Origin of the sequence: Borreliella valaisiana VS116 (genome assembly GCF_000170955.2) — a bacterium.
Classification (GTDB): Bacteria; Spirochaetota; Spirochaetia; order Borreliales; family Borreliaceae; genus Borreliella; species Borreliella valaisiana.
This window is the reverse complement of record NZ_ABCY02000001.1, coordinates 576,775-597,318: the sequence shown is the minus strand read 5'-3', so window position 1 is coordinate 597,318 and position 20,544 is coordinate 576,775. Positions and strand designations below refer to the sequence as shown.

The following is a 20,544-nucleotide window of genomic DNA, read 5'->3' as shown; positions in this document are numbered from 1 at the left end:
CTATTAAAACAACTAACACGGCACCTCCTAATCAACCCAAACATCTTCAACTATTACACATCTTCTCAATTTATCAAGCTTGTCTTCATCTGGCCCAAAATTTAAAATTGAATTCATTTTTAATTTTAAATCCTTACCATTTTCCCTTAAATAAAAATAAACATTTGAAAATCCAGAATTGTCCTCAAAATTACTTATACTTTCTTTCAAAGAGTTAAGTAATTGCAAGTCATTCAATTTATTATTTAAAAATTTAATATGAATGTTGTTTACTCTATCTTCGGAGAGTCTCTCAATATTTACAACTTTTTCAACTACAATCGAAAACTTATCTCTGTTAAACGTAAGTCTGCCTATAACCCCAATAACATTGCCTTCAAGTAAAAAATTCTTATACCTTTCGTAGCTTTCTGTAAAAACTACAATATCTATTGCACCTTTAAAATCTTCAATAACACCAAATGCCATTTTTGCATTATTTCTTTTAGTTTGAATAACTTTTACTAAATTCAAAATGCCAGCAAATTGAACAATGCTATCTTTTTTGATAGCAAGATCACTTAAAACATTTAAACTGGAAAAACTATTAATTGCCTTTTTATAAGGATCAAGAGGATGCCCTGATACATAAAATCCTAAAAGTTCTTTTTCAAATCCTAAAAGCTCAGAATAAGAATATTCTTTAAAAACCTGGTAATTAAAACTTTGCTGAATTGAGTCTTGATTTTCAAGAGCATCAAACAAACTATTTTGACCAAGTTTTTTATTATTTTTATCTTCTGAAACAACTTCAATCAATTGATCAAGATTTTCAAATAAAGTTTTTCTATTTTGATCCAAACTATCAAAAAGTCCAGATTTTATTGCAGATTCTAAAAATTTCTTATTAATTACTTTATCATCTACACGTCTGACAAAATCCTCAAAAGAAATATATTTACCGTTTTTCTCTCTCTCATCAATTATTAAATCAACAACAATTCCTCCAAGATTTTTAATCCCATTAAGCCCATAAGAAATTCCAGAGTCAGTTACACGAAATTCTCTAAATGATCGATTTATATCGGGTTTGAGCACGTTTATACCTATAGCTTTTGACTCCTCAATGTAATAAGAAAGCTTATCATTATTATTAATTTCATTTGTCAAGTTGGCAGCCATAAAATACTCAGGGTAATTAGCCTTAAGATAAGCAGTTTGATACGCTATTAAAGAATACGCCGCTGCATGTGATTTATTAAATCCATATCCCGAAAAAGGCTTTAAAAGTTCAAAAATTTCACTAGCAACTTCTTTGTCATATCCCTTCTCAATAGCTCCTCTTAAAAAGTCGACCTTCATTTCATTCATCTCGTCTTCTTTCTTTTTACCCATAGCACGTCTTAAAATATCGGCCTTGCCAAGAGAAAAACCTCCAATTATTTTTGCAACTTCCATTACTTGTTCTTGATAAACAATAACTCCATAAGTCGGTCTTAAAACTTCCTTTAAATCTGGATGGGGATACTTAATTCTCTTAACACCTTTTTTAGCAGCAATAAATTGAGGAATAAATTGCATAGGGCCTGGTCTATAAAGAGCATTTAAGGCTATCAAATCTTCAATATTATCAGGTTTTGCATCTTTTAGAATTTGCTGCATTCCCTCAGATTCAAACTGAAAAACAGACGCGCTTCTTCCTTCTCCTAGCATCTTAAAAGTCTTAACGTCATTATCTGGAATATTTTTTATTTTAAAATCTGGATTTACACTTCTAATAAGATTTTCTGCATTTTTTATTAAAGTTAATGTTTTTAAACCAAGAAAATCCATCTTAACAAGTCCACATTCTTCAAGTAAATCCATTGTATATTGAGTAGAAACAGAGCCTTGCTTATAATCCTTATAAAGAGGCACATAATCGGTTAAAGGAGTTTTAGAAATTACAATTCCAGCAGCATGAGTTGAAGCATGTCTATTCATTCCTTCAAGAACCAATGCAGCATCCATCAATTCTTTATAAACAGGCTTGCTTGTAAAATACTCTTTTAAAGAATTATCATCTAAAACCTCTTTTAAAGAAACTTTAGGACTATCAGGAATAAACTTGGTAAGCTCGTTAGATTCAGCAAATGGAATATCTAAAACTCTAGCTACGTCTTTAACTACAGCCTTGGGTTTTAAAGTTCCAAAAGTAATTATTTGGGCTACCTTATCTTCTCCATATTTATTAGTAACATATTTTATAATCTCATCTCTGCCTTCAAAGCAAAAATCAATATCAAAATCGGGCATAGAAATACGCTCAGGATTTAAAAATCTCTCAAAAAGCAAATTATACTTTAAAGGATCAATATCGGTAATTCTAAGAGCATAAGCTACAATTGAACCAGCACCAGAACCACGCCCAGCCCCAACAGGAATATCGTGATCATGCGCAAATTTAATAAAATCCCAAACAATCAAAAAATAGCCTTCAAAACCCATTCCAATTATCACACTCAATTCATAAAAAGCTCTATCTTTTATTTTGTTTGTCAAAGTTTTATATCTAAATTTTAACCCATCAAGAGTGAGGTGTTCTAAATATTCACCAAGAGTATTAAATTCAACAGGAATTTGATAATCAGGCAAAATAGGACCTGGAAAAGTTATTTTAAAATCATCACACTTCTCTGCAATCCTTACAGTATTTTCTAAAGCTTCGGGCAAATCATTAAAAAGTTCACACATTTCTTCTTGAGATTTAATATAAAATTCATTGGTTTCCATTTTCAATCTATTCTCATCGCTTTTCTTAGCACCAGTGCCAATACAAACAATAATATCTTGAGCAACTGCATCTTCTTTATTAACATAATGAGAATCATTAGCTGCTGTTAAAGGAACTCCAAGCTCCCTAGAATACTCAACCAGCCTTTCATTCACAATGTTTTGCTCTTTAATTCCATGCCTTTGAAGCTCAAGATAAAAATCATTACCAAAAACTTTCTTAAACCAAAGAATTTCATTCTTAGCATCTTCAAATCTATTGGCCAAAATAAGTCTTGGAATAAGCCCCCCAATGCAAGCTGAAGTGCAAATTAAACCTTCTGAATATTTTTCAAGATCCTCTTTATCTATCCTTGGACGATAATAAAACCCTTCAAGATAAGAAATACTTGTTAACTTTAATAAGTTTTTATAACCCAGCTCATTTTTGGCAAGCAAAATTAAATGATAAGACATTTTTCCAAGATCATCCTGTTTTTTTAAAAACTTAGAAGTTTTTGCCATATAAGCTTCAATACCAATTATTGGCTTAATCCCTGCTTTTTTAGCTTCTTTATAAAATTTAATAGCTCCAAAAAGATTGCCATGGTCTGTTAATGCAATATGTGACATATTGCATTTTTTTGCTTTTGATATAATATCTGATATTTTTGCAGCTCCATCCAAAAGAGAATAATCTGAATGCACATGCAGATGAATAAACTTGGCCCTAAAACTCATACCTAAAATTATTTTATCAAAATAAAACTTGATTTTTAACAAACCTTATTCAAATAAATAAAAATTTAAAAACACATAATAATTTTAAATCTCTAATTTAAATTATTACAAAAACTCTTATTAAAAGAGTCAAGAAAAAATACTAATTCCTTGATTATCCAATTCAATTGCCATTTTTTTAATATGCTCAAGTTTTCTGACAATTTCTTCAGATAAACTCTCGGCTTGAGACAAAAAATCTTTAGCTTGCCTTAAACCACTATCACTGAGATTCTCCATCCTAAATACAATTAAAATTTCAGCTGCAAACTTATTAATATTTAAATAAGGAATATATACTTCTTCCCACAACTGCTTAACAGCATCATTTTTAGGGGATAATCCTTTATAAAACAATCCAAACCCATGCTTGGAAGCATCCGTTTGAATATATACTGACTTTTGTTCTTCAACAATTAATCTCAAATTATTAATCCAAGAAAATTGTTCTGAGATAATAAATTCTAACTCTTTTAAAAATTCATCATTAGAAAGCATAAAAGTATCAGAACTAATCAAAGAATCACAGTTCCTTGAATAATAAGCCATATTAGCATCTATGCTATCAAGATTTTCAAGCAAAGAAGAAAATTCCTCTTGACTTCTTGAAAAGCGTTTAAATATGCTCTCAAGATAATTAAGCTGTTCAAGAATCTCAGCAAAGAACTTATCAATATCAATCTGCAAATCCTTAAGGTTATGAGAAATTAAATCTTTAGAAACCTCCTCAATTTCCTTTACAGAAATCATATTCATAACACCTTTTGCCTGATCAGAAAGTCGCTTAATCTCATCTGCAACAACGGAAAATCCTTTACCATATTCTTTAGCTCTTGCTGCCTCAAGCTTTGCATTAAGAGAAATCATATTGGTAGCACCCAAAAAATTACTTATTGTTTCTAAGCTTCCCTGAATTCCAACAATAACAGAAGATATTTGATTTAGTTTTTCCTTGTTATTTTTGCCAAGATCACTAAAAATATCGCTTATCTGATCACGAGCATTATTTGTAATCTTAACAAGAACAGAAAATATATTGTCAAAATCTTCTATTCCAGAAAACAAAATTCTTTGCAATGACTCAAATCCTACTTTTAAAGTAGCAATGGAAGCTTTGGTATGATAAAATCCCTTGAGCATTTCCTTAACAGGGGCTTTATATTCATAAGTACTCAAATCTTTTTTGTCATTATCGACAATATTTAAAAGGGTTGAATCCAAAACTTTTTCTTTCTTTTTTTTAAAAAACGAAAATTTTTTCATAAAGGGATTCTACCATATTTTTTTTTTTTTTAATAGAGCCACAAGTACTTAATTTGACACATTATTTCAACTTTAACATCAAACCAAATACATCAATAAACAAAAAAATATTTTTACATTTAAATGTTAATAAATAGTAAAAATTAACACTCTGACATAAATTTAAGCTTTCATCTTAAACCGCAAAACCATCTAAAGATACAAATCATTCTCCTTATTTAATTAAATTTACAACTAATATTAAATTTATTTACTTCCTTTTTACCCAAGAGTAACGTCCACTAACCTCATTATACTCAAAAAGAGCATCTCTGTAAGAAAAAAAACATAAGAAAATATTAATAAACTCTTCTAATTTAGCCTTAACTTTTGGCAAGTTAAAATCGTTGTCAAAATTAAAAATATCGTCTGATTCTGTTGTAAATAATTTATCATCTTGCTTAAGAATAACTTTTTTAGGTTGCCAAAAAAGAACATTGTTTTTTTTATCCTGAAGAAAAAATCTATTAAATTCATAATTAAGATCAACTTGATCCGTTTTTGCTTCAACAATCCCAACAATAACACATCTTTCATGATCAATTCTTTTAATCAAAACAGCATCCGTAAGCACAACTCTTTCACCAACTTCAAGAGCAAACTGCTCTTCTATTTCATATTGTTTATTAAAAGGAAGATTTGCAATTTTTCTAAAAAGATTGAGAAGTATATATTTAGTGCTCATCTCTTTATTACTTATTCTAAAACAAGGAATCTTCATTCTATATTTAAGTTCATCAAAAAAATATTTAACTAGTCTTTTCATTAAAATTGTTTTTCTAATGTCTTCTTCCTTCATTCAATCCTCCTAATAATTGCCAAAAATTAAAACTATTGTACAAATATAATAAAATTAGAACCGTATCAAATAAATCAAAATATTTTATTATATACTAATTATAATTAAATCATTGCCCAAAATGAAGGGGGAAATTATGTTGGTCAAATTTATGTTCTCAAATATTAATCTAATATTAATATTAAGCATGACTTTATTTAAAATATTATTAGAAATAATATACCGAAAAATATTGCTGAAAAAAATAATTTACAATGCCACTACATCAAACGCTAAAAACAAACAATATAAAATAATTATTATTGTGATTTTAACTTTCAGTCATTTATTGCAAAGTTTTTTAATCAGTGCTCTTATCAATTTATTCAACAATTTAATAACCCTAACTAATAACTCTCTAGGAAACCTAACAAACTTAAATTACAACATATTATCTGCAATACTAATATCTAGCATAACTTGGCTTGCATTTAGTTTGCCCAAAGTAATAAACGATATAATCTATGAAAAAAGACCGTTTAACTTGACAATAGCCAATGCTTTTTTTGACTTTTTAATAATAATATTGCTAACCATATTTTCTAAATTATTTTTAAGTTACAAAATATTGCAATTTGAGAACACTACAAACATTAACTTTGAAAACCTGCCTACTCACTAAGTATAAACAGATACTCAAATACAAGCTTTAATTAGCCCTAAAAAAAGTTTAGCTGGATTTTCTATTCTTGTAATAAGTTCTGGATGAAATTGACAAGCTAGAAAAAATTTATTTTTAGGAATTTCTATTAATTTTGCTATTTTAAAATCACTTGAAAAGCCAGATACTACAAGTCCATTTTTTTCAAATAAATCTATATAATCATTATTAACTTCATACCTATGCCTAAATCTTTCAATTATCCTGTCTTGGCCATAAAGCTTAAAAGCCATTGTATTCTTTTTAAGAATCACAGGATATCCTCCAAGTCTCATTGTAGCACCTTTATCTTTAATTCCCTTTTGCTCGGGAAGTAAATGAATAACAGGATTTTTTAAAGGCTTATCTTTTTCTAAATTTTCCTCTGTATCAGCATCAAGTATCCCACAAACATTACGAGCGAATTCTATTATAGCAAGCTGCAAACCAAGACAAATTCCAAGAAAGGGAATATTGTTCTCACGAGCATATTTAATAGCAATAATTTTACCTTCATACCCTCTACCCCCAAAACCACCAGGAACAATAATGCCGTCAAACCCTTTTAAACAGTTTTCATTTAAATCATTAGAATCAATTAGTGTGCTTTTAATAAGTAAATCCAAATTGGCTGCAACATGGACTAAAGACTCTCTAATTGACGCATAAGAATCGTCAAGTTTGGCATATTTACCACAAATAGCAATATTAATAATTTTTTTAGGCATAAAAAAATTAGATTTTATAACTTCTACAAGCTTTGAAAGCTCTTCTATTTTAGGATCAACCTTAATATTTAACTTAGAACTTAAAATCTCATGTACACCTTGCTTATAAAAAGATATAGGAATTTCATAAATAGTAGAAACATCAACATTATCAATAATAGAAGTGCTCTCAACATTACAAAACATTGCCACTTTTTTTCTGATTTGGTCTGTTAATACTTGAGAGCTTCTAGCAATAATCAAATCGGGAAAAATGCCTGCTTTATTTAAAGTTTTAACACTCTGTTGAGTAGGTTTAGATTTTTGTTCATTAATTCCAGTTGGACTTGGCACATAGGTTAAATGAATAAAAGAAATATTGCTACTTCCAATTTCATGTCTTATTTGTCTTACTGTCTCAATAAATAAAATATTCTCCATATCTCCTACAGTTCCACCAATTTCAATTATTAACATATCACTATTCTCAAAACTTGCAATCTGAAAAATTGCAGACTTGATCTCATCAGTAACATGAGGAATAAGCTGAACTGTTCTTCCCAAATATTTACCCTCTCGCTCATTTTCAAGTATCTTTTTGTATATTTTGCCCATTGTAATGTTCCAACTAGACTTTGCATTAAGATTTAAAAATCTCTCATAATGACCAAAGTCCATATCAACCTCTCCCCCATCATCAAGCACAAAAACTTCTCCATGCTCAACAGGATTAATAGTCCCGGGATCGGTATTTAAATATCCGTCACATTTAATTGGAGTAACTTTAAAATTATATCTAAACAACCTTGCAATACTTGCCGATGTAACTCCTTTACCAATCCCAGAGATCACGCCTCCTGTTATTACTAAAATCTTTAAGTTTTTTTTCATGTATACCCCAAAATTAAACCTTTAAATTTCAAACCAATTAAGCTTACGCTTAATAAGAACACATAAATCACATATAAAACATAATCACTTACATTAACACAAATAAAAATATTAAACTAAAATAAAAATTATTAATGCTTAGCTACAAGGCTATTTTTAAGCCCTTGTTTTAAATCTTTTAAACTATTTTAATTATAATCAACAAAGCAATATAATGAACCTTTGGTTAAATAATAATAATTAAACATTGCTAAAAAAACTAAAAACCCTACAATAGCAAACAAATTGCTTTTTTTCCTAACACTTCCAAGCTCTACTATCTTAAAATATGAAGCTAAATATAAAAAAAATACCGAACTATAAACTATTTTAAAAAAAAAGTCCCCTAAAAATCTATCAAAAGAAAAAATTAAATCAGAAGAACATGGCGAATATTTAAAAACCGAGTAAATAAAAGACGTGGAAAAAAATAATAAAATAATAGTCCCCAAAAAAAATATGGAAACCTTAACAAAAGGATGTGTTTTAAAAGCTATTCTAAAAAACATGAAGATTGGAAAAATAGACAAAAAATTTAAATAACGAAAAAAGAAAAAATCAGAAAGATACCTTAGTTCTAAGAATGCAAAACCCTCGCCACTTCTTAAAAAGAATACATTATCTAGGAATAAAAAAATATTTAATCCTAAATAATAAAAAAAGATTAAAATCAAAGGCAACATAAATAAATATTTAATTAAATTGAAAAAATAATGTTCAAAAGTTGAAACAGGCAAAGATAAATAAAGAATATTTTTAAACGGATCGTGAATTACTTTGTAATAATCACACATGGCAAACATCGATACAATCAAGGTTAAAATCAATATTTTAGGAACAAAAAACTTTAAAAAATCAGTTGCTGTAAAATTAAAATAAAATCTAACAAGCAAATAAGATATAAATATCATTCCTAAAATTTTAACTATTAATAAAATATAGAATTTTTTATTATAAACAAAATCAAAATAAAACAAATTTAAAAATCTTTTTAAGCTAAACATCTTTTATTACCTCTATTTTTTATTTTCAGTAACATATAAAAAGAAAAATTCAATGTCAATAATTTCATCTCCATTGCTAATCTCAAAATAAAGCGCTTTAAACCCCTCTTTATTTTTTTCATAATACAATTCATTTCCATTCAATTCGCTGACAATTTTAATCTTATAATTTTTATTAATATAAGATACTGAATTAGAAAAAAGAATTGACTTTTCTCCAATAATAATTAAATAATCTACAACTCCTGTTAAATCTCTTACATTGTGACCTGTAATAAAAATTACTCTATCATTTAAATTAGAAAGCACGTTTCTAAAAACATTTTTTGAAACAATATCAAGACTATTTGTTGGCTCGTCAAACAACAGGCAAGAAACGTTTGTAGCTAGAGAAAATGCAATAATACTTTTTTTCTTTTGCCCAAAAGAAGCTGAAGATAAATCTAGAGAAATATCTAGATTAAAATCCAATAAATATTTTTCAAAATCTGCCTTATTAAAATTTGGATAAAATCTAGATAGAGCTTTACTGTATTCAGCTAAAGACAATCTAGGAAGTGAAAATTCTTCGGGAATAAAGAATAAATTCACTAAATTCAAGGGATCTCTTGGAAAAGCTGCTAAAGAGTTAAATAAAACTTTCCCTTTTAGTGGCTCCAAAAGTCCACTTACAAGTTTAAGCAAAGTTGTTTTTCCAACTCCATTTTTCCCAAGAAGCAAATAGGTTTGAGGAGTTTCAATGTTTAAATTTAAATCAGAGTAAACTTCTTTTTTTTTATAGGAAAATTTTACATTAACAACTTCAATAGCCATAAATACTCCTTAATATTAAAGGTCAAATATGAAAAAAATTAATTACCCAAAAATATAAATTCAATTCTTTATAAACAACTTATAAATAAATATAGAAAAATTTACATAAAGTCTTGAGCTAAAATTCCAAATTTTTAGCATAATCCTAGGCAAAATTTGAATTTCGTTAAATCCAAAATTTTTTACATATTCATAACAATCTTGAAATTCAGATAATCCTTTAATCTCATCAAGAACAGAAATAAGCTTTTCTTTGTAAGCCCTATAAACAAGCTTGTCAGAAATATTCCAGCTAATAATATAAATTTGCTTAAAAGAAATAAAATAATAAAATTGCAAAAAAAATCTTTTATACAAATGTTGACATTCGTTAAAAATACCTTCTCTTTTTAATAAAGTTTCTATTGTATTAAGAGATAATTTAGCTTTATGTAAAACACTAATAGAAGAGCTCATGCTTCCCATTCTTTGGTAATTAGTATAAAAATAATTATTTACAAAAGAAACCTTAGAAGCTTTTAAAAAAATTTGCATAACAAAAACTATATCTTCAAATACTACATTTTGCTGGTGAATATTATTCTTTAAGATTAATTCTCGTCTAATCAATTTATCCCATAACGTTCCAACAACAAAATTTTTCTTTCCAAAAGTCGAATAAACAGTAAAAAGCAAATTTTTAAACGCCTCTTTACCTGTTAATGGATAATTGGGAAAAGGAAGCAAAGATTTTCTTTTTACATTTATTGCAAGAAAATAAACATAAAATTGGGAACAAACAATATCAGAATTGTCTGCCTTTGCCCTATTATATAAAACTTCAAGCATAGTGCTCTCTACAGAATCATCACCATCCCAAAAAATAACATACTCCCCTTGGGCCTCAGAGAATCCCTTATCTCTAGAAGCAGCAAGTCCCATATTTTTTTGACTAAAAATCTTAATATAGCTATACTTATTAGCATATTTTTCTGCTATTTCTAAACTATTATCATAAGAACCATCGTTAATTAATATAATTTCTTTATCTTTTAATGTTTGATTAACAGCATCTTTTATCATTGCATCAAGAGTTTCAGCCGAATTAAAAAAACAAATAATAACAGAAACTTTATACTTATGCACAATATCCTCCAAAATAAAAACTGCTAAGTAAAACCAAAGCTAAAACACCTAACAACAAATTCCTTTAATTTTTTGCATAACAATTAAATTGTAATATATAATTAACAAGTTTGTATTGTTTTGAATTTATTTTTAATGAAAAGTTTAACAGAAATTGCTATATTATTAAAAGTAAAAAATTTAAAAAACATTAGCCTAAATAAGGAGATTGGATGCTTGAGATAATAAGTCTTGGGGGAGGGGTAATAAATTCAAATCAAATCAATATAGAATTCATCAAAAACTTTAAAAACTTTGTTTTTAAATGGTTACTAGAAAATGAAAAAAGAAAAATCATTTTAATAGTTGGTGGAGGAAAGGTTGCAAGAGAGTACCAAGACGCATATAAAAAAATCAACCCTAATTTTAAAGTTCGTGAACTTGATGAGATTGGAATAATGTCAACAAAGTTAAACGCAGAATTTCTATGTAAAGTAATGAATCCTTTTTGTATAGACAAAATTGTCACCAATCCCTTAAAAAATTTTTCTTTTAAAGGAAAAATATTAATTGCTTCCGGCTGGAAATCGGGATTTTCAACAGATTACATTGCTGTAAAATTTGCAGAAAAATTTAATAAAAAGGATATTATAAATATAACAAATGTAAATCAAGTTTATGATAAAGATCCAAAAAAATTTAAAAACGCAACAGCTTTTAAAAAATTAAATTGGAAACAATTACAAAACATTGTAGGTCAAAAGTGGAATCCGGGCTTAAATTTACCTTTTGACCCAATAGCAACAAAGCTTTCTTCAAAACTTGGACTTACCCTTTACATAGTAAATGGAAATAATATTGAAAACTTAGAAAAAGTTTTTAACAAAAATAATGATTTTTTTGGTACTGTTATAGTAAAATAAAAATTAATGCCGGTATGGCGGAATTGGTAGACGCGTCAGACTCAAAATCTGATGGGGGTAACTTCGTGTCGGTTCGACTCCGACTACCGGTATTCTAACTGCTTTTTTAAGCAAAATTTAACTTCATAAATTATTTATACTAATAAAATTTAACATTATTGCAATATAAATAAAATACTCCCTTCAATATGCTATCTTTATTCTAAAATAGCATATTGAAAATCATTTTAATTTATAATAAAACTTTAAAGTCCAAAAATTAATTTGCAAATAAAAACTTAAAATATCTTTGAGATTGTTTTCATTAAAGCTTCAGGATTAAAAGGCTTAACAAGCCAACCAGTAGCACCCGCTTTACGACCTTCATCAACCTTAGATTGTTCAGATTCAGTAGTAAGAACGAGTATGGGAACAAAGCTACCAAATTCTCTTATCTGCTTAATAACACCAATACCGTCTAAATTAGGCATATTGATATCTGTAATAACAAGATCAAAATCTTTATCTCCTTGCCCAACTGCTTCTTTAAACTTCAAAACCCCTTCTAAACCATCCTTTGCTTCTGAGACTCCAAAACCATTTTGTTCTAAAATATAAGCAACGCTTTGCCTTATTGCCCTATTGTCATCAATAACCAAAATTCTTTTTTTCATCTAATTTTCTCCTAAAACCCTCCCAAAAAGTATATAAAAATTAAAACAAAATTACACTACCTTCATCAAAGGAATGAACATCCTTGGCTTCTTCTATCAAAGATAACAAGTGTTTTTTATGAACAAATAAAGTAAATCGATTGGCAATTCTATTAACAAATTCTTTATCTTCGATTTCAACAGATTGAATTCCAACTTTAGATAGCTCTAAATTAAGATTAAAATTTATTTTGCTTTCCATATTGCTTAAAAAGTTGTCTATATCCAAAAGAGAATTTTTCAAATTTCTAACATTGTAAACTTCTAATTTCATTTCTTCAAATATTTCCATAAATTCAATTGAAAAAACTTCATAAGACAAAATATTATCGATAGCTATGTTCTTAATATCTAGAATATCATTTTTAATTTCCATAAATAATTTTTTAAATTTATTAAAATAATTTTTTTCAAGATAAAATCTATTGTCATAATCCTTAACAACTTTTTCAAGAAAAAAGATTATTTGATCTAAAAATTCTATTCCCTTAGTAATATTAGAATCAATTTCTTTGATAATTTTTGACATTTCCGAAATATTACCTTCCATAGCTTTAAGCTCTGATCTTTTGACCACTTCTATCTTTGAAGCTATGTTAATATTTTGAAACCTAGCAGAAATAGCTGAAATATTTGAAAACATTAACTCTAATGATTTTATAAGCTTAACCTGTTCATAATATAAATTCAAAAAATTAGAATTGTTCTTCTCAACATCATCAATTCTTCTAAGCAGATCAGACAAAATGCTAGAAAATTGTTCTATTATTTTAGGAATATCTATATATAAAGAATTATCAGACCTTAAATCGTTAATAGTTTGAATAGAACTAAGAGAAGTATCAATAAATTTTTCAAAAACAGTATAATTTTTTTCAAGCTTTTCAAGAACATCTTTTACTATAACCTTTGATGTATCAGTAAAAACTGATAAAATTTTTAATTTTTGAATCTCGCTTATATCTCTAAACTTAAAAACATCAATATTAGAATACATAATATTTAAATGTTGCAAAGATTGAGTTAGCCTGTCTTGGAACTGAAGATAAGAAATAGAATTTACAAGTTTAAACTTAAATTCCAATAAAACCTTTAAAATATCATCGTAAAGAGCAATAACACTTCCTATTCCATCTGAAAAGGCATCTATGTTTTTCATTAAATTATTTCTAAATTCTTCAAGAATTTTATTTTCAGCCGTATTGCTTTCATATACTTGATTTTTAGCCCTATCTAAACCAATTTTAACTTCACGCCCCTTGCTGGTAAGTTGATCTGCTTGCTTGATCATAGATTGAGTTAAAACCTTAATTTCACTAGTAATATAAGAAAAGGCTCCACCAGCCTTCCCAGCTCTCATGGCAACTGTTAAAGTATTAATAGACATTATTTCCATATCAAGAGAGCTTTTTTTCATTTTTTCAATCACATCTTCAAGTATTTCTATATCTTTAACCTTACTTCGTATTACAGTAAACTGAGATTCAAGAGAAGTTGTTGAAGAATTAAAGTAAGCAACAAAATCATCTAATGCTCCTATAATCTTAGCTATGAAATTATTTAAAGAAGCATCATTATCAAGATCAAGATTAGAAATTAAGTCAATACTAAAAGATAAATCCTTAGAATCCTTAGAAATTTTTTCTATTAATTTGGGAATTGATTTGCTTAAATTTGAATAAATATGCCTTGCGCTCTCATCAAAAGATTCAAGTTTATAAAATAAAGTTGCCAAATAATCATTGGCATCAAAAAAACCATTATTCTCATTAACCATTACTAAGATCTCCTCAGAACATGATCAGCTATTTTGCTTATAGGAAGGATTTTGTCTACAGCTCCTATTTTTATAGCTTCCATTGGCATACCAAAAACAACAGAAGTTTCTTGATCTTGGGCAACAGTATAAGCACCATTTTTTTTCATTTCAAGCATACAAATAGCACCATCATCTCCCATACCTGTAAGGATAACTCCAATAGCATTAGAACCTGCATACATTGCAGCAGACCTAAAAAGTACATTTACAGAAGGCTTATGCCTACTAACAAGAGGTCCATCTAATAAGTTTACAAAATAATTTCCACTACCATACTTTACAATCAAATGATAACTTCCATTAGCAATTATTACAAGGCCTGGACGAAGAATGTCTCCATCCTCAGCTTCTTTAATATCAATATTAAATTCACTGTTTAAGTTTTTTGCAAAAGATTTTGTAAATCCTCCCGGCATATGTTGAACAATAATAATTGGTGGAGAATCTTTTTTAAAAGAGCTTAAAAAAATTCTTAACGCCTCTGTACCACCTGTTGAAGAGCCTACAACAATAATTTTGCTAGTTTTATTCTTATTGAGAAGACCTTGGTATTTAATAATAACATCAGGATCATTTTTGGGAGCAAAATTAATAACATCACAAACTCTATAACTTTTTCTTATACTTGAATCATCTAAACTATTTTCTCTCAACTCTACTTTAGAATGATTATCAAAATCAGGTGCATAAATCTTTTTAACTTCATGAGAAGATATTAATTTATTTTTGCCTAAATTTTTCAACTCAAGCTTAATTAAAGCTAAATACTTACTACGAAATAAATCAACTGTAAGCTTAAAGTTAAGCTTATTTATTATTAATTTAACCTTTTCTTTACTTTGCTCAAGATATCCAAAATTTGGAAACATTTCATTTTGTGCAATAAATACAACCGGAAGAGATATATTATTAAGAACATTGTTCAAAGAATTTCCAAAACTAGATCTTGCCGTATTTTCATCAATAATAACTAAATCCGGGAACTTTTGTAAAAATACATTAATAAGATTTAAAGAATTAAAACCAGCATTCAATATTTCAACATCATTATCTTTAGAAAAAGCTCTAACAAAAACCTGCTTTATAAGACCTTGAATATCAATTACTAATATCTTCATTGTTATATTTTAATATTTTTAACCTTTAAAACCAAAAATCTGTATTTTCGATTTTTTTTTATCTCATAAGCTTAGTTATTGCATCTATATCAACAACTAAAGCCAAACTTCCATCACCAAGTATAGTAGCTCCAGAAACCCCTTCTACTCGAGAATAAATTTTACCCAAAGCTTTTATAACAGTTTGATGTTGCCCTAAAACTTCGTCAACCACAATCCCCATTTTACCACTATTTGTATTCACAACAACAACTTGCTCATTAAAGCTCTTCTCGCTAGAAACCTGAAAAAACTCTCTAAGTCGAATAAAACTAATCATACTGCCCCTATAATTCATTACATTGTTTTTAGTCTCAACCCCATCTATTTGAGAAATTAACTTATTGGATTCTAAACAAGACTCAACATTAGAAAGAGGAACAATAAAATGCTCATCTTTTACTCTGACAAGCCAGCCCTCAATAATAGCTAATGTTAATGGAAAAATTAACTTGGTTCTAGTATATTTGCCAAGCTCACTTTCAAGTACAACATGCCCTCTTAGAGATTCGACCTGTTTCTTAACAACATCCATACCAACTCCACGACCTGATATATCAGTAACAGAACTTGCGGTTGAAAATCCGGGCTCAAAAATCAAATTATAAACATCAATATCTGATAAAGTCTTGGCAACTGAGTCAGAAATTATATTGCGCTCTATGGCCTTTTTAAGTATTTTATTCTTATCAAGACCTCTTCCATCATCCTCAATAATAACAATAACAGAATCCCCAGATTGACACGCTGAAAGCTTAATAATGCCTTTAGGATCTTTGCCCAACCCTTCTCTCTCTTCAGGCGATTCAATTCCATGATCTATTGAGTTGCGAATTAAATGAACCAAAGGTTCATTAAGCTTTTCAATAATACTTTTATCAAGAACAGTATCGCCCCCATAAGCACGATAAACAATTGACTTACCAAGACTAGTAGACAGATCTTTTACTATCCTTTGAAATTTTACAAACAAAATTTCAAGAGGAACTGTTCTAAGACCTGTTGTATAATCCCTAAGCTCATTAATCAGTAAAGAAAATTCTGCTGATATTGAATTTAAAACATTGCTATTCCTATTTTCAGCCTCTTTTGAAAGTTTTGATTGTATTGTAACAAGTTCTCCAACAAGATTTACTAAATGGTCAAGCTTTTTAGAATCTACCTTAATACTAGCAATATTAACCTTGCTTCTAACAGTATCATCTTGAACATTAAATCTACTTTTATCTCCATTAAAAAAGGATTTTTCAGCAAATTCCGATTTTTTAAATGTAAGATTACCAGAATCTTTAATACTTCTATCCAAGTGCAATAAATTAAAACTTTCAAGCCCTACACCATCGCCTTTATCCGCCTCAAAACATTTCTCTAATTCTTGAATATCAACTTTTGATTGAGAATCTAAAAATACAAAAATATCTTCAATACTCTCCCTGCTCTCTTCTGTATCTAGCCTTATCTCCCAATCAACATAAACATTATCCGGAGAAATAAGTTCTAAATCGGGAATGTTATCTACTTTGGCTTTCACATGGCCACTACCCAAATTGATCAACTTGCTCAATAAATTTATAGGTTTATGCCCATGAAACAAAATGCCCTTAGCAGGGGAAAAAAGGATTTTATAACTCTTAAATTCAGATCGTAAAGCCTCATCATCAAATTTATTGTCTGAATTTACTTTAACATCTTCTAAAATAAAACTGTTATTAGGATTTGAAAAATCATTTTTTAAAGTTTCTTGAAAAGCGTCTTTAACATTAGAAATCTCAAGAACCTTTTTAATTTCATTTACCAAAAACTGCTTACGCTTATCAAAATCAAGCTCAGAAATTACTTCATCACCTTCAATAAGCTCCCTAATAAAATCAACAGACATTAAAGTAGCATCGATAGCAGCTTGATTGAAAGTAGCTCTACCATCTTTTACAACATCAAGAACTGTTTCTATTTCATGAACAAGCGATGCTGTAAAATTAAAGCCAAACATACCAGAACTTCCCTTTATAGTATGTAAATTCCTAAAAATAGAATTAACAATGTCTTGATCTGAGCTTAACTCAAGATTAAGAAGTGCTTGTTCAATATCTGAAATATTTTCTATTGATTCCTCCTTAAAGGAATTCTTAAATTTATCAATCACATCACTACTATCCATAAGCTTTCCTTAAATCTAAAATCCAACTAAATTAAGTCCCAAATCAAAGCTATCAACATCTTCAATGTCTACTAAAAACCCGCCATATATTAATGAACTTAAAACCTCATCGGATGGATACTCAATTTTTACAAATAAATTTCTATTCTTAGCATATTTATTAGATGCATACAAAATTTGTATAAAAGTAATATCTATTTTCTCAACATTTGAAAGATCAATGATAAGAGTATCCCCTTCTTTCATTTTTTTAAAAATATGCAACAAATCTTCTTTTACCTTAAAAATACTGTTTATTACAAGCTCTCCTTCCGGCCTATAAATCATGACTAAAAACTCCTATTGTTGCTGATGTTCAGGATCATATATTGTTGTATTTCTAAATTTAGAAAGCTCTCTAACGTCAAATAAATTGTCTACATCTAAAATGATGATAAACTTATCATTACTCTTGCCAATTCCTGAAATAAATTTTGAATTAAACCCCGATCCAATCTTAGGAGCATCATCAATGCTAAATGGATCTAATTCAAGAACTTCATTGACATAATCTACCAAAATTCCAAGATTAAATTCATCTCCCTCATAAACTAAAGTCAATATGATAATATTTGAGATATTAACTCCCTTATTTCTCTTTTTATCATCCTCATCAATAACACGATCACTCATTCCAAATTGTTTTCGAATATCAATTATTGGAACGATTTTACCCCTATTATTTATTATTCCTGCCATGTAACTGGGAGTTCTTGGGATTTTTGATATCTTAGTATATTCCAAAACCTCAACAACATACTTAATCTCAATGGCATAAAGTTCGTCCAAACTAAATAAAAGATACTGACTTAAAGAATCTTGCATATCTGAATCTATGCCCATAAACGCCCCTTTAAATGCAATTTAAATCGCAAATAGAATACTAATGTCAAGATTAATATTACCGCATATATTCATAAATACAAATTGGAAATACTAAAATTTAATTTCCAATAAACAATAAAAGGCACAATTTTAGAAGAATTCTATCTTATAATTTATAGATATAAAGTTGTAGTTTAATTTAAATTTCGCACAAAAAAGTTAACAATGAAAAGTGAAAACAAATTAATCAGATTATTAATAATAATTACATTATTTTTCAATGCTGAGAATATTTTCACAAACGAAAAATCTAAAAACAGTACAATTAGTCCAAAAATAGACAGCTTGAAACCAAAACCCATAATAAAATTTGGCTTTATTCTGCCCTACCCTACTGCAATAGAATTTAGAATTAATAACTTTGATATTGGAATAGGAGCAACAATATTGAGTATCTCGGAATTTTTCCCAAAATCACCAATAGTACTGCTATTTAAAGCGTATTTCGACTATATGTTCTTAAATTTAAGAATTAAAAATTCAAATTTTATCTTTTTCTTAGGATCTGGCCTATTTTTTGAAATAGGCAAAATTACAAACTCAACTCTAACAAATGGATTTTCTGGAATTACCTATAAAATCGGAGTAGGTTTGCCCTTAGGAATAATATATGAAGCTTATTATGACGTTATTGAAATTATAATAAAAACAACGCCATCAATTTTTATTGGCCAATTGCCTAACAAAAATTTAATATTCCCAATAAAAGGCAACTTTTCTATTGGAATCAGAGGTTCTCTTAAGATATAGTTTTCACTTTTTAGATAAAAAAAATTATTGAACTAAATTGTTGCAATTAGGAGGTAAAAAACAATGAGAAGAATAATAATTATTATGTTAATTATTATTTTATTAGCACCAATCTCGGGATTTGCTAATTCAACAAAATCTGCAAGAGGTAAATATGGAGCAGGAATTATACTTCCATTACCAATTGCTTTGCACATTAATCTGGGGAACTTTGATCTTGACATTGGTCTTTACAGTGGAGTAAATAATTTATTTACAGACTGGAAAACACTGTTTATAGCATTGGACTACATTTTCTACATATATACATTCCCAGGAGCTGCTAACATTTTGGATTTTTCAGTTGGAGCTGGGGGATATGGAACAATATGGTTTTCAAGATTTGGTGGTAGTCAATCGGGCTCTGGACCAATGAGCATTGGAGCAAGATTGCCTTTGGCTTTAAATCTTGCAGTATTTAGGAAAAAATTCGACTTGTTTTTAAGAATAGCACCGGGACTTGGAATGAATATTTGGAGCAATGGAGTTGGATTTAGATGGGAAGTATTTGCAGGATTAGGACTAAGATTCTGGTTTACTTAAAATAAAATTATTTAAAAAAACAATTGTAAAAAATCAAACCACTCAAAAAAGCTTAAATACAAAATTTAAATGGTCAAAGGTTTTTATTGTTTTTAAATTCAAAAATAAAATATTATAATAATAATAAGACAAAATTTGGGAGACAATGGTGAAAAAAATCTTAATACTATCCATCATGATTGCAAATATATCTACAAATGGTTTTGCAAAAAATTCATATTTAAATAGGGGTATTGGCTTTGGAGCAAGTATTGGAAATCCAATTATCAACTTAATAATGTCATTTCCTTTCATTGACTTTGAAATAGGCTATGGCGGTAGCAATGGAATAAATTTATCGGGCTTTAAACTTGAATCAAAATTTTATGATTTTAATTTATTCGCATTAGCAGTACTTGATTTCATTTTTACAATATCTTTAATAAAAAATTTAAATTTGGGAATTGGAATAGGAGGAAATCTAAGCCTATCGTCTCACACATCCAAATTAATAAATATAGAATTGGGATTTGGGATAAGAATGCCAATGGCTATTTTTTACGACATTACAGAAAATTTAGAAATAGGTATAAAAATAGCACCCTCAGTTGAATTCATCTCAAACACAAGATCCCTTGCACATCACAGAACCTACTCAGGAATAAAATCAAACTTTGCTGGGGGAATATTTGCTAAGTACTATATCTAAATT

The 20,544-nt window shown here is 28.3% G+C and carries 18 protein-coding genes and 1 tRNA gene; 6 read left to right on the top strand and 13 right to left on the bottom strand.

Annotated features, from left to right (window positions below):
- Positions 1 to 27: 27 nt before the first annotated feature.
- The 3 genes from dnaE to BVAVS116_RS02875 all read right to left on the bottom strand — a co-directional run bounded on the left by dnaE (position 28) and on the right by BVAVS116_RS02875 (position 5,611).
- Positions 28 to 3,513 (bottom strand): DNA polymerase III subunit alpha, encoded by a 3,486-nt coding sequence (dnaE, locus tag BVAVS116_RS02885; protein ID WP_006068529.1) that lies wholly within the window; start codon positions 3,511 to 3,513, stop codon positions 28 to 30.
- 87 nt (positions 3,514 to 3,600) lie between these two features.
- Positions 3,601 to 4,773, bottom strand: a complete 1,173-nt coding sequence (locus BVAVS116_RS02880; protein WP_006068543.1) for a methyl-accepting chemotaxis protein — start codon at positions 4,771 to 4,773, stop codon at positions 3,601 to 3,603.
- Between the two features lie 250 nt (positions 4,774 to 5,023).
- Positions 5,024 to 5,611, bottom strand: a complete 588-nt coding sequence (locus BVAVS116_RS02875; RefSeq protein ID WP_006068445.1) for a hypothetical protein — start codon at positions 5,609 to 5,611, stop codon at positions 5,024 to 5,026.
- 136 nt (positions 5,612 to 5,747) lie between these two features.
- Here BVAVS116_RS02875 and BVAVS116_RS02870 point away from each other — a divergent pair, with 136 nt between their 5' ends.
- Complete coding sequence (locus BVAVS116_RS02870; RefSeq protein WP_006068396.1) at positions 5,748 to 6,272, top strand: DUF1761 domain-containing protein; 525 nt, start codon at positions 5,748 to 5,750, stop codon at positions 6,270 to 6,272.
- A 14-nt stretch (positions 6,273 to 6,286) separates the two neighbouring features.
- Here the strand turns inward: BVAVS116_RS02870 and pyrG are convergent, their stop codons facing one another.
- The 4 genes from pyrG to BVAVS116_RS02850 form a co-directional block, all read right to left on the bottom strand.
- Positions 6,287 to 7,888, bottom strand: a complete 1,602-nt coding sequence (gene pyrG, locus BVAVS116_RS02865; RefSeq protein WP_006068290.1) for a glutamine hydrolyzing CTP synthase — start codon at positions 7,886 to 7,888, stop codon at positions 6,287 to 6,289.
- Between the two features lie 188 nt (positions 7,889 to 8,076).
- On the bottom strand, positions 8,077 to 8,931 hold the full coding sequence (locus tag BVAVS116_RS02860) for a hypothetical protein (RefSeq protein ID WP_006068695.1): 855 nt from the start codon (positions 8,929 to 8,931) through the stop codon (positions 8,077 to 8,079).
- 12 nt (positions 8,932 to 8,943) lie between these two features.
- The gene (locus BVAVS116_RS02855; protein WP_006068356.1) at positions 8,944 to 9,744 is read right to left on the bottom strand and encodes an ATP-binding cassette domain-containing protein; all 801 of its coding nucleotides are present in this window, start codon (positions 9,742 to 9,744) and stop codon (positions 8,944 to 8,946) included.
- 60 nt (positions 9,745 to 9,804) lie between these two features.
- The gene (locus tag BVAVS116_RS02850) at positions 9,805 to 10,881 is read right to left on the bottom strand and encodes a glycosyltransferase family 2 protein (RefSeq protein ID WP_006068751.1); all 1,077 of its coding nucleotides are present in this window, start codon (positions 10,879 to 10,881) and stop codon (positions 9,805 to 9,807) included.
- Between the two features lie 200 nt (positions 10,882 to 11,081).
- Here BVAVS116_RS02850 and pyrH point away from each other — a divergent pair, with 200 nt between their 5' ends.
- The gene (pyrH, locus tag BVAVS116_RS02845; RefSeq protein WP_006068833.1) at positions 11,082 to 11,771 is read left to right on the top strand and encodes a UMP kinase; all 690 of its coding nucleotides are present in this window, start codon (positions 11,082 to 11,084) and stop codon (positions 11,769 to 11,771) included.
- Between the two features lie 8 nt (positions 11,772 to 11,779).
- Positions 11,780 to 11,863, top strand: a tRNA-Leu gene (locus tag BVAVS116_RS02840).
- A 186-nt stretch (positions 11,864 to 12,049) separates the two neighbouring features.
- On the opposite strand, the gene BVAVS116_RS02835 is transcribed toward BVAVS116_RS02840, so the two are convergent.
- Genes BVAVS116_RS02835 through BVAVS116_RS02810 form a run of 6 tightly spaced genes read right to left on the bottom strand, consistent with a single transcriptional unit; the run spans position 12,050 to position 18,479 of the window.
- Positions 12,050 to 12,424 (bottom strand): response regulator, encoded by a 375-nt coding sequence (locus BVAVS116_RS02835; RefSeq protein WP_002557158.1) that lies wholly within the window; start codon positions 12,422 to 12,424, stop codon positions 12,050 to 12,052.
- 40 nt (positions 12,425 to 12,464) lie between these two features.
- Positions 12,465 to 14,240: a BB0569 family chemotaxis protein gene (locus BVAVS116_RS02830; protein WP_006068761.1), complete on the bottom strand. Its 1,776-nt coding sequence runs from the start codon at positions 14,238 to 14,240 to the stop codon at positions 12,465 to 12,467.
- Positions 14,241 to 14,242: 2 nt separating this feature from the next.
- Positions 14,243 to 15,400 carry a CheB methylesterase domain-containing protein gene (locus tag BVAVS116_RS02825; RefSeq protein ID WP_006068930.1) on the bottom strand — a complete coding sequence of 386 codons (1,158 nt, stop codon included), beginning with the start codon at positions 15,398 to 15,400 and terminating at the stop codon, positions 14,243 to 14,245.
- 58 nt (positions 15,401 to 15,458) lie between these two features.
- Entirely contained in the window at positions 15,459 to 17,597 is a 2,139-nt protein-coding gene (locus BVAVS116_RS02820) for a chemotaxis protein CheA (protein ID WP_006068829.1), read from the bottom strand.
- 15 nt (positions 17,598 to 17,612) lie between these two features.
- Positions 17,613 to 17,924: an STAS domain-containing protein gene (locus tag BVAVS116_RS02815; protein ID WP_002557154.1), complete on the bottom strand. Its 312-nt coding sequence runs from the start codon at positions 17,922 to 17,924 to the stop codon at positions 17,613 to 17,615.
- 12 nt (positions 17,925 to 17,936) lie between these two features.
- Positions 17,937 to 18,479, bottom strand: coding sequence for a chemotaxis protein CheW (locus tag BVAVS116_RS02810; RefSeq protein ID WP_006068255.1), 543 nt, complete (start codon positions 18,477 to 18,479; stop codon positions 17,937 to 17,939).
- Positions 18,480 to 18,686: 207 nt separating this feature from the next.
- On the opposite strand from BVAVS116_RS02810, the gene BVAVS116_RS02805 reads away from it, so the two are divergent.
- The 3 genes from BVAVS116_RS02805 to BVAVS116_RS02795 all read left to right on the top strand — a co-directional run bounded on the left by BVAVS116_RS02805 (position 18,687) and on the right by BVAVS116_RS02795 (position 20,541).
- Entirely contained in the window at positions 18,687 to 19,271 is a 585-nt protein-coding gene (locus BVAVS116_RS02805) for a BAPKO_0422 family outer member beta-barrel protein (protein ID WP_006068201.1), read from the top strand.
- 63 nt (positions 19,272 to 19,334) lie between these two features.
- Complete coding sequence (locus tag BVAVS116_RS02800; protein WP_006068211.1) at positions 19,335 to 19,853, top strand: DUF3996 domain-containing protein; 519 nt, start codon at positions 19,335 to 19,337, stop codon at positions 19,851 to 19,853.
- A 148-nt stretch (positions 19,854 to 20,001) separates the two neighbouring features.
- Positions 20,002 to 20,541: a DUF3996 domain-containing protein gene (locus BVAVS116_RS02795; protein ID WP_006068841.1), complete on the top strand. Its 540-nt coding sequence runs from the start codon at positions 20,002 to 20,004 to the stop codon at positions 20,539 to 20,541.
- Positions 20,542 to 20,544: the final 3 nt, after the last annotated feature.

Excerpts from the sequence above, each read along its gene's own strand:
- BVAVS116_RS02820 (WP_006068829.1), bottom strand. The coding sequence starts at position 17,597 with ATGGATAGTAGTGATGTGATTGATAAATTTAAGAATTCCTTTAAGGAG.
- pyrG (WP_006068290.1), bottom strand. The coding sequence starts at position 7,888 with ATGAAAAAAAACTTAAAGATTTTAGTAATAACAGGAGGCGTGATCTCT.
- pyrH (WP_006068833.1), top strand. The coding sequence starts at position 11,082 with ATGCTTGAGATAATAAGTCTTGGGGGAGGGGTAATAAATTCAAATCAA.
- BVAVS116_RS02830 (WP_006068761.1), bottom strand. The coding sequence starts at position 14,240 with ATGGTTAATGAGAATAATGGTTTTTTTGATGCCAATGATTATTTGGCA.
- BVAVS116_RS02860 (WP_006068695.1), bottom strand. The coding sequence starts at position 8,931 with ATGTTTAGCTTAAAAAGATTTTTAAATTTGTTTTATTTTGATTTTGTT.
- BVAVS116_RS02855 (WP_006068356.1), bottom strand. The coding sequence starts at position 9,744 with ATGGCTATTGAAGTTGTTAATGTAAAATTTTCCTATAAAAAAAAAGAA.
- BVAVS116_RS02810 (WP_006068255.1), bottom strand. The coding sequence starts at position 18,479 with ATGGGCATAGATTCAGATATGCAAGATTCTTTAAGTCAGTATCTTTTA.
- BVAVS116_RS02835 (WP_002557158.1), bottom strand. The coding sequence starts at position 12,424 with ATGAAAAAAAGAATTTTGGTTATTGATGACAATAGGGCAATAAGGCAA.
- BVAVS116_RS02800 (WP_006068211.1), top strand. The coding sequence starts at position 19,335 with ATGAGAAGAATAATAATTATTATGTTAATTATTATTTTATTAGCACCA.
- BVAVS116_RS02870 (WP_006068396.1), top strand. The coding sequence starts at position 5,748 with ATGTTGGTCAAATTTATGTTCTCAAATATTAATCTAATATTAATATTA.
- BVAVS116_RS02880 (WP_006068543.1), bottom strand. The coding sequence starts at position 4,773 with ATGAAAAAATTTTCGTTTTTTAAAAAAAAGAAAGAAAAAGTTTTGGAT.
- BVAVS116_RS02805 (WP_006068201.1), top strand. The coding sequence starts at position 18,687 with ATGAAAAGTGAAAACAAATTAATCAGATTATTAATAATAATTACATTA.
- BVAVS116_RS02815 (WP_002557154.1), bottom strand. The coding sequence starts at position 17,924 with ATGATTTATAGGCCGGAAGGAGAGCTTGTAATAAACAGTATTTTTAAG.
- BVAVS116_RS02825 (WP_006068930.1), bottom strand. The coding sequence starts at position 15,400 with ATGAAGATATTAGTAATTGATATTCAAGGTCTTATAAAGCAGGTTTTT.
- BVAVS116_RS02875 (WP_006068445.1), bottom strand. The coding sequence starts at position 5,611 with ATGAAGGAAGAAGACATTAGAAAAACAATTTTAATGAAAAGACTAGTT.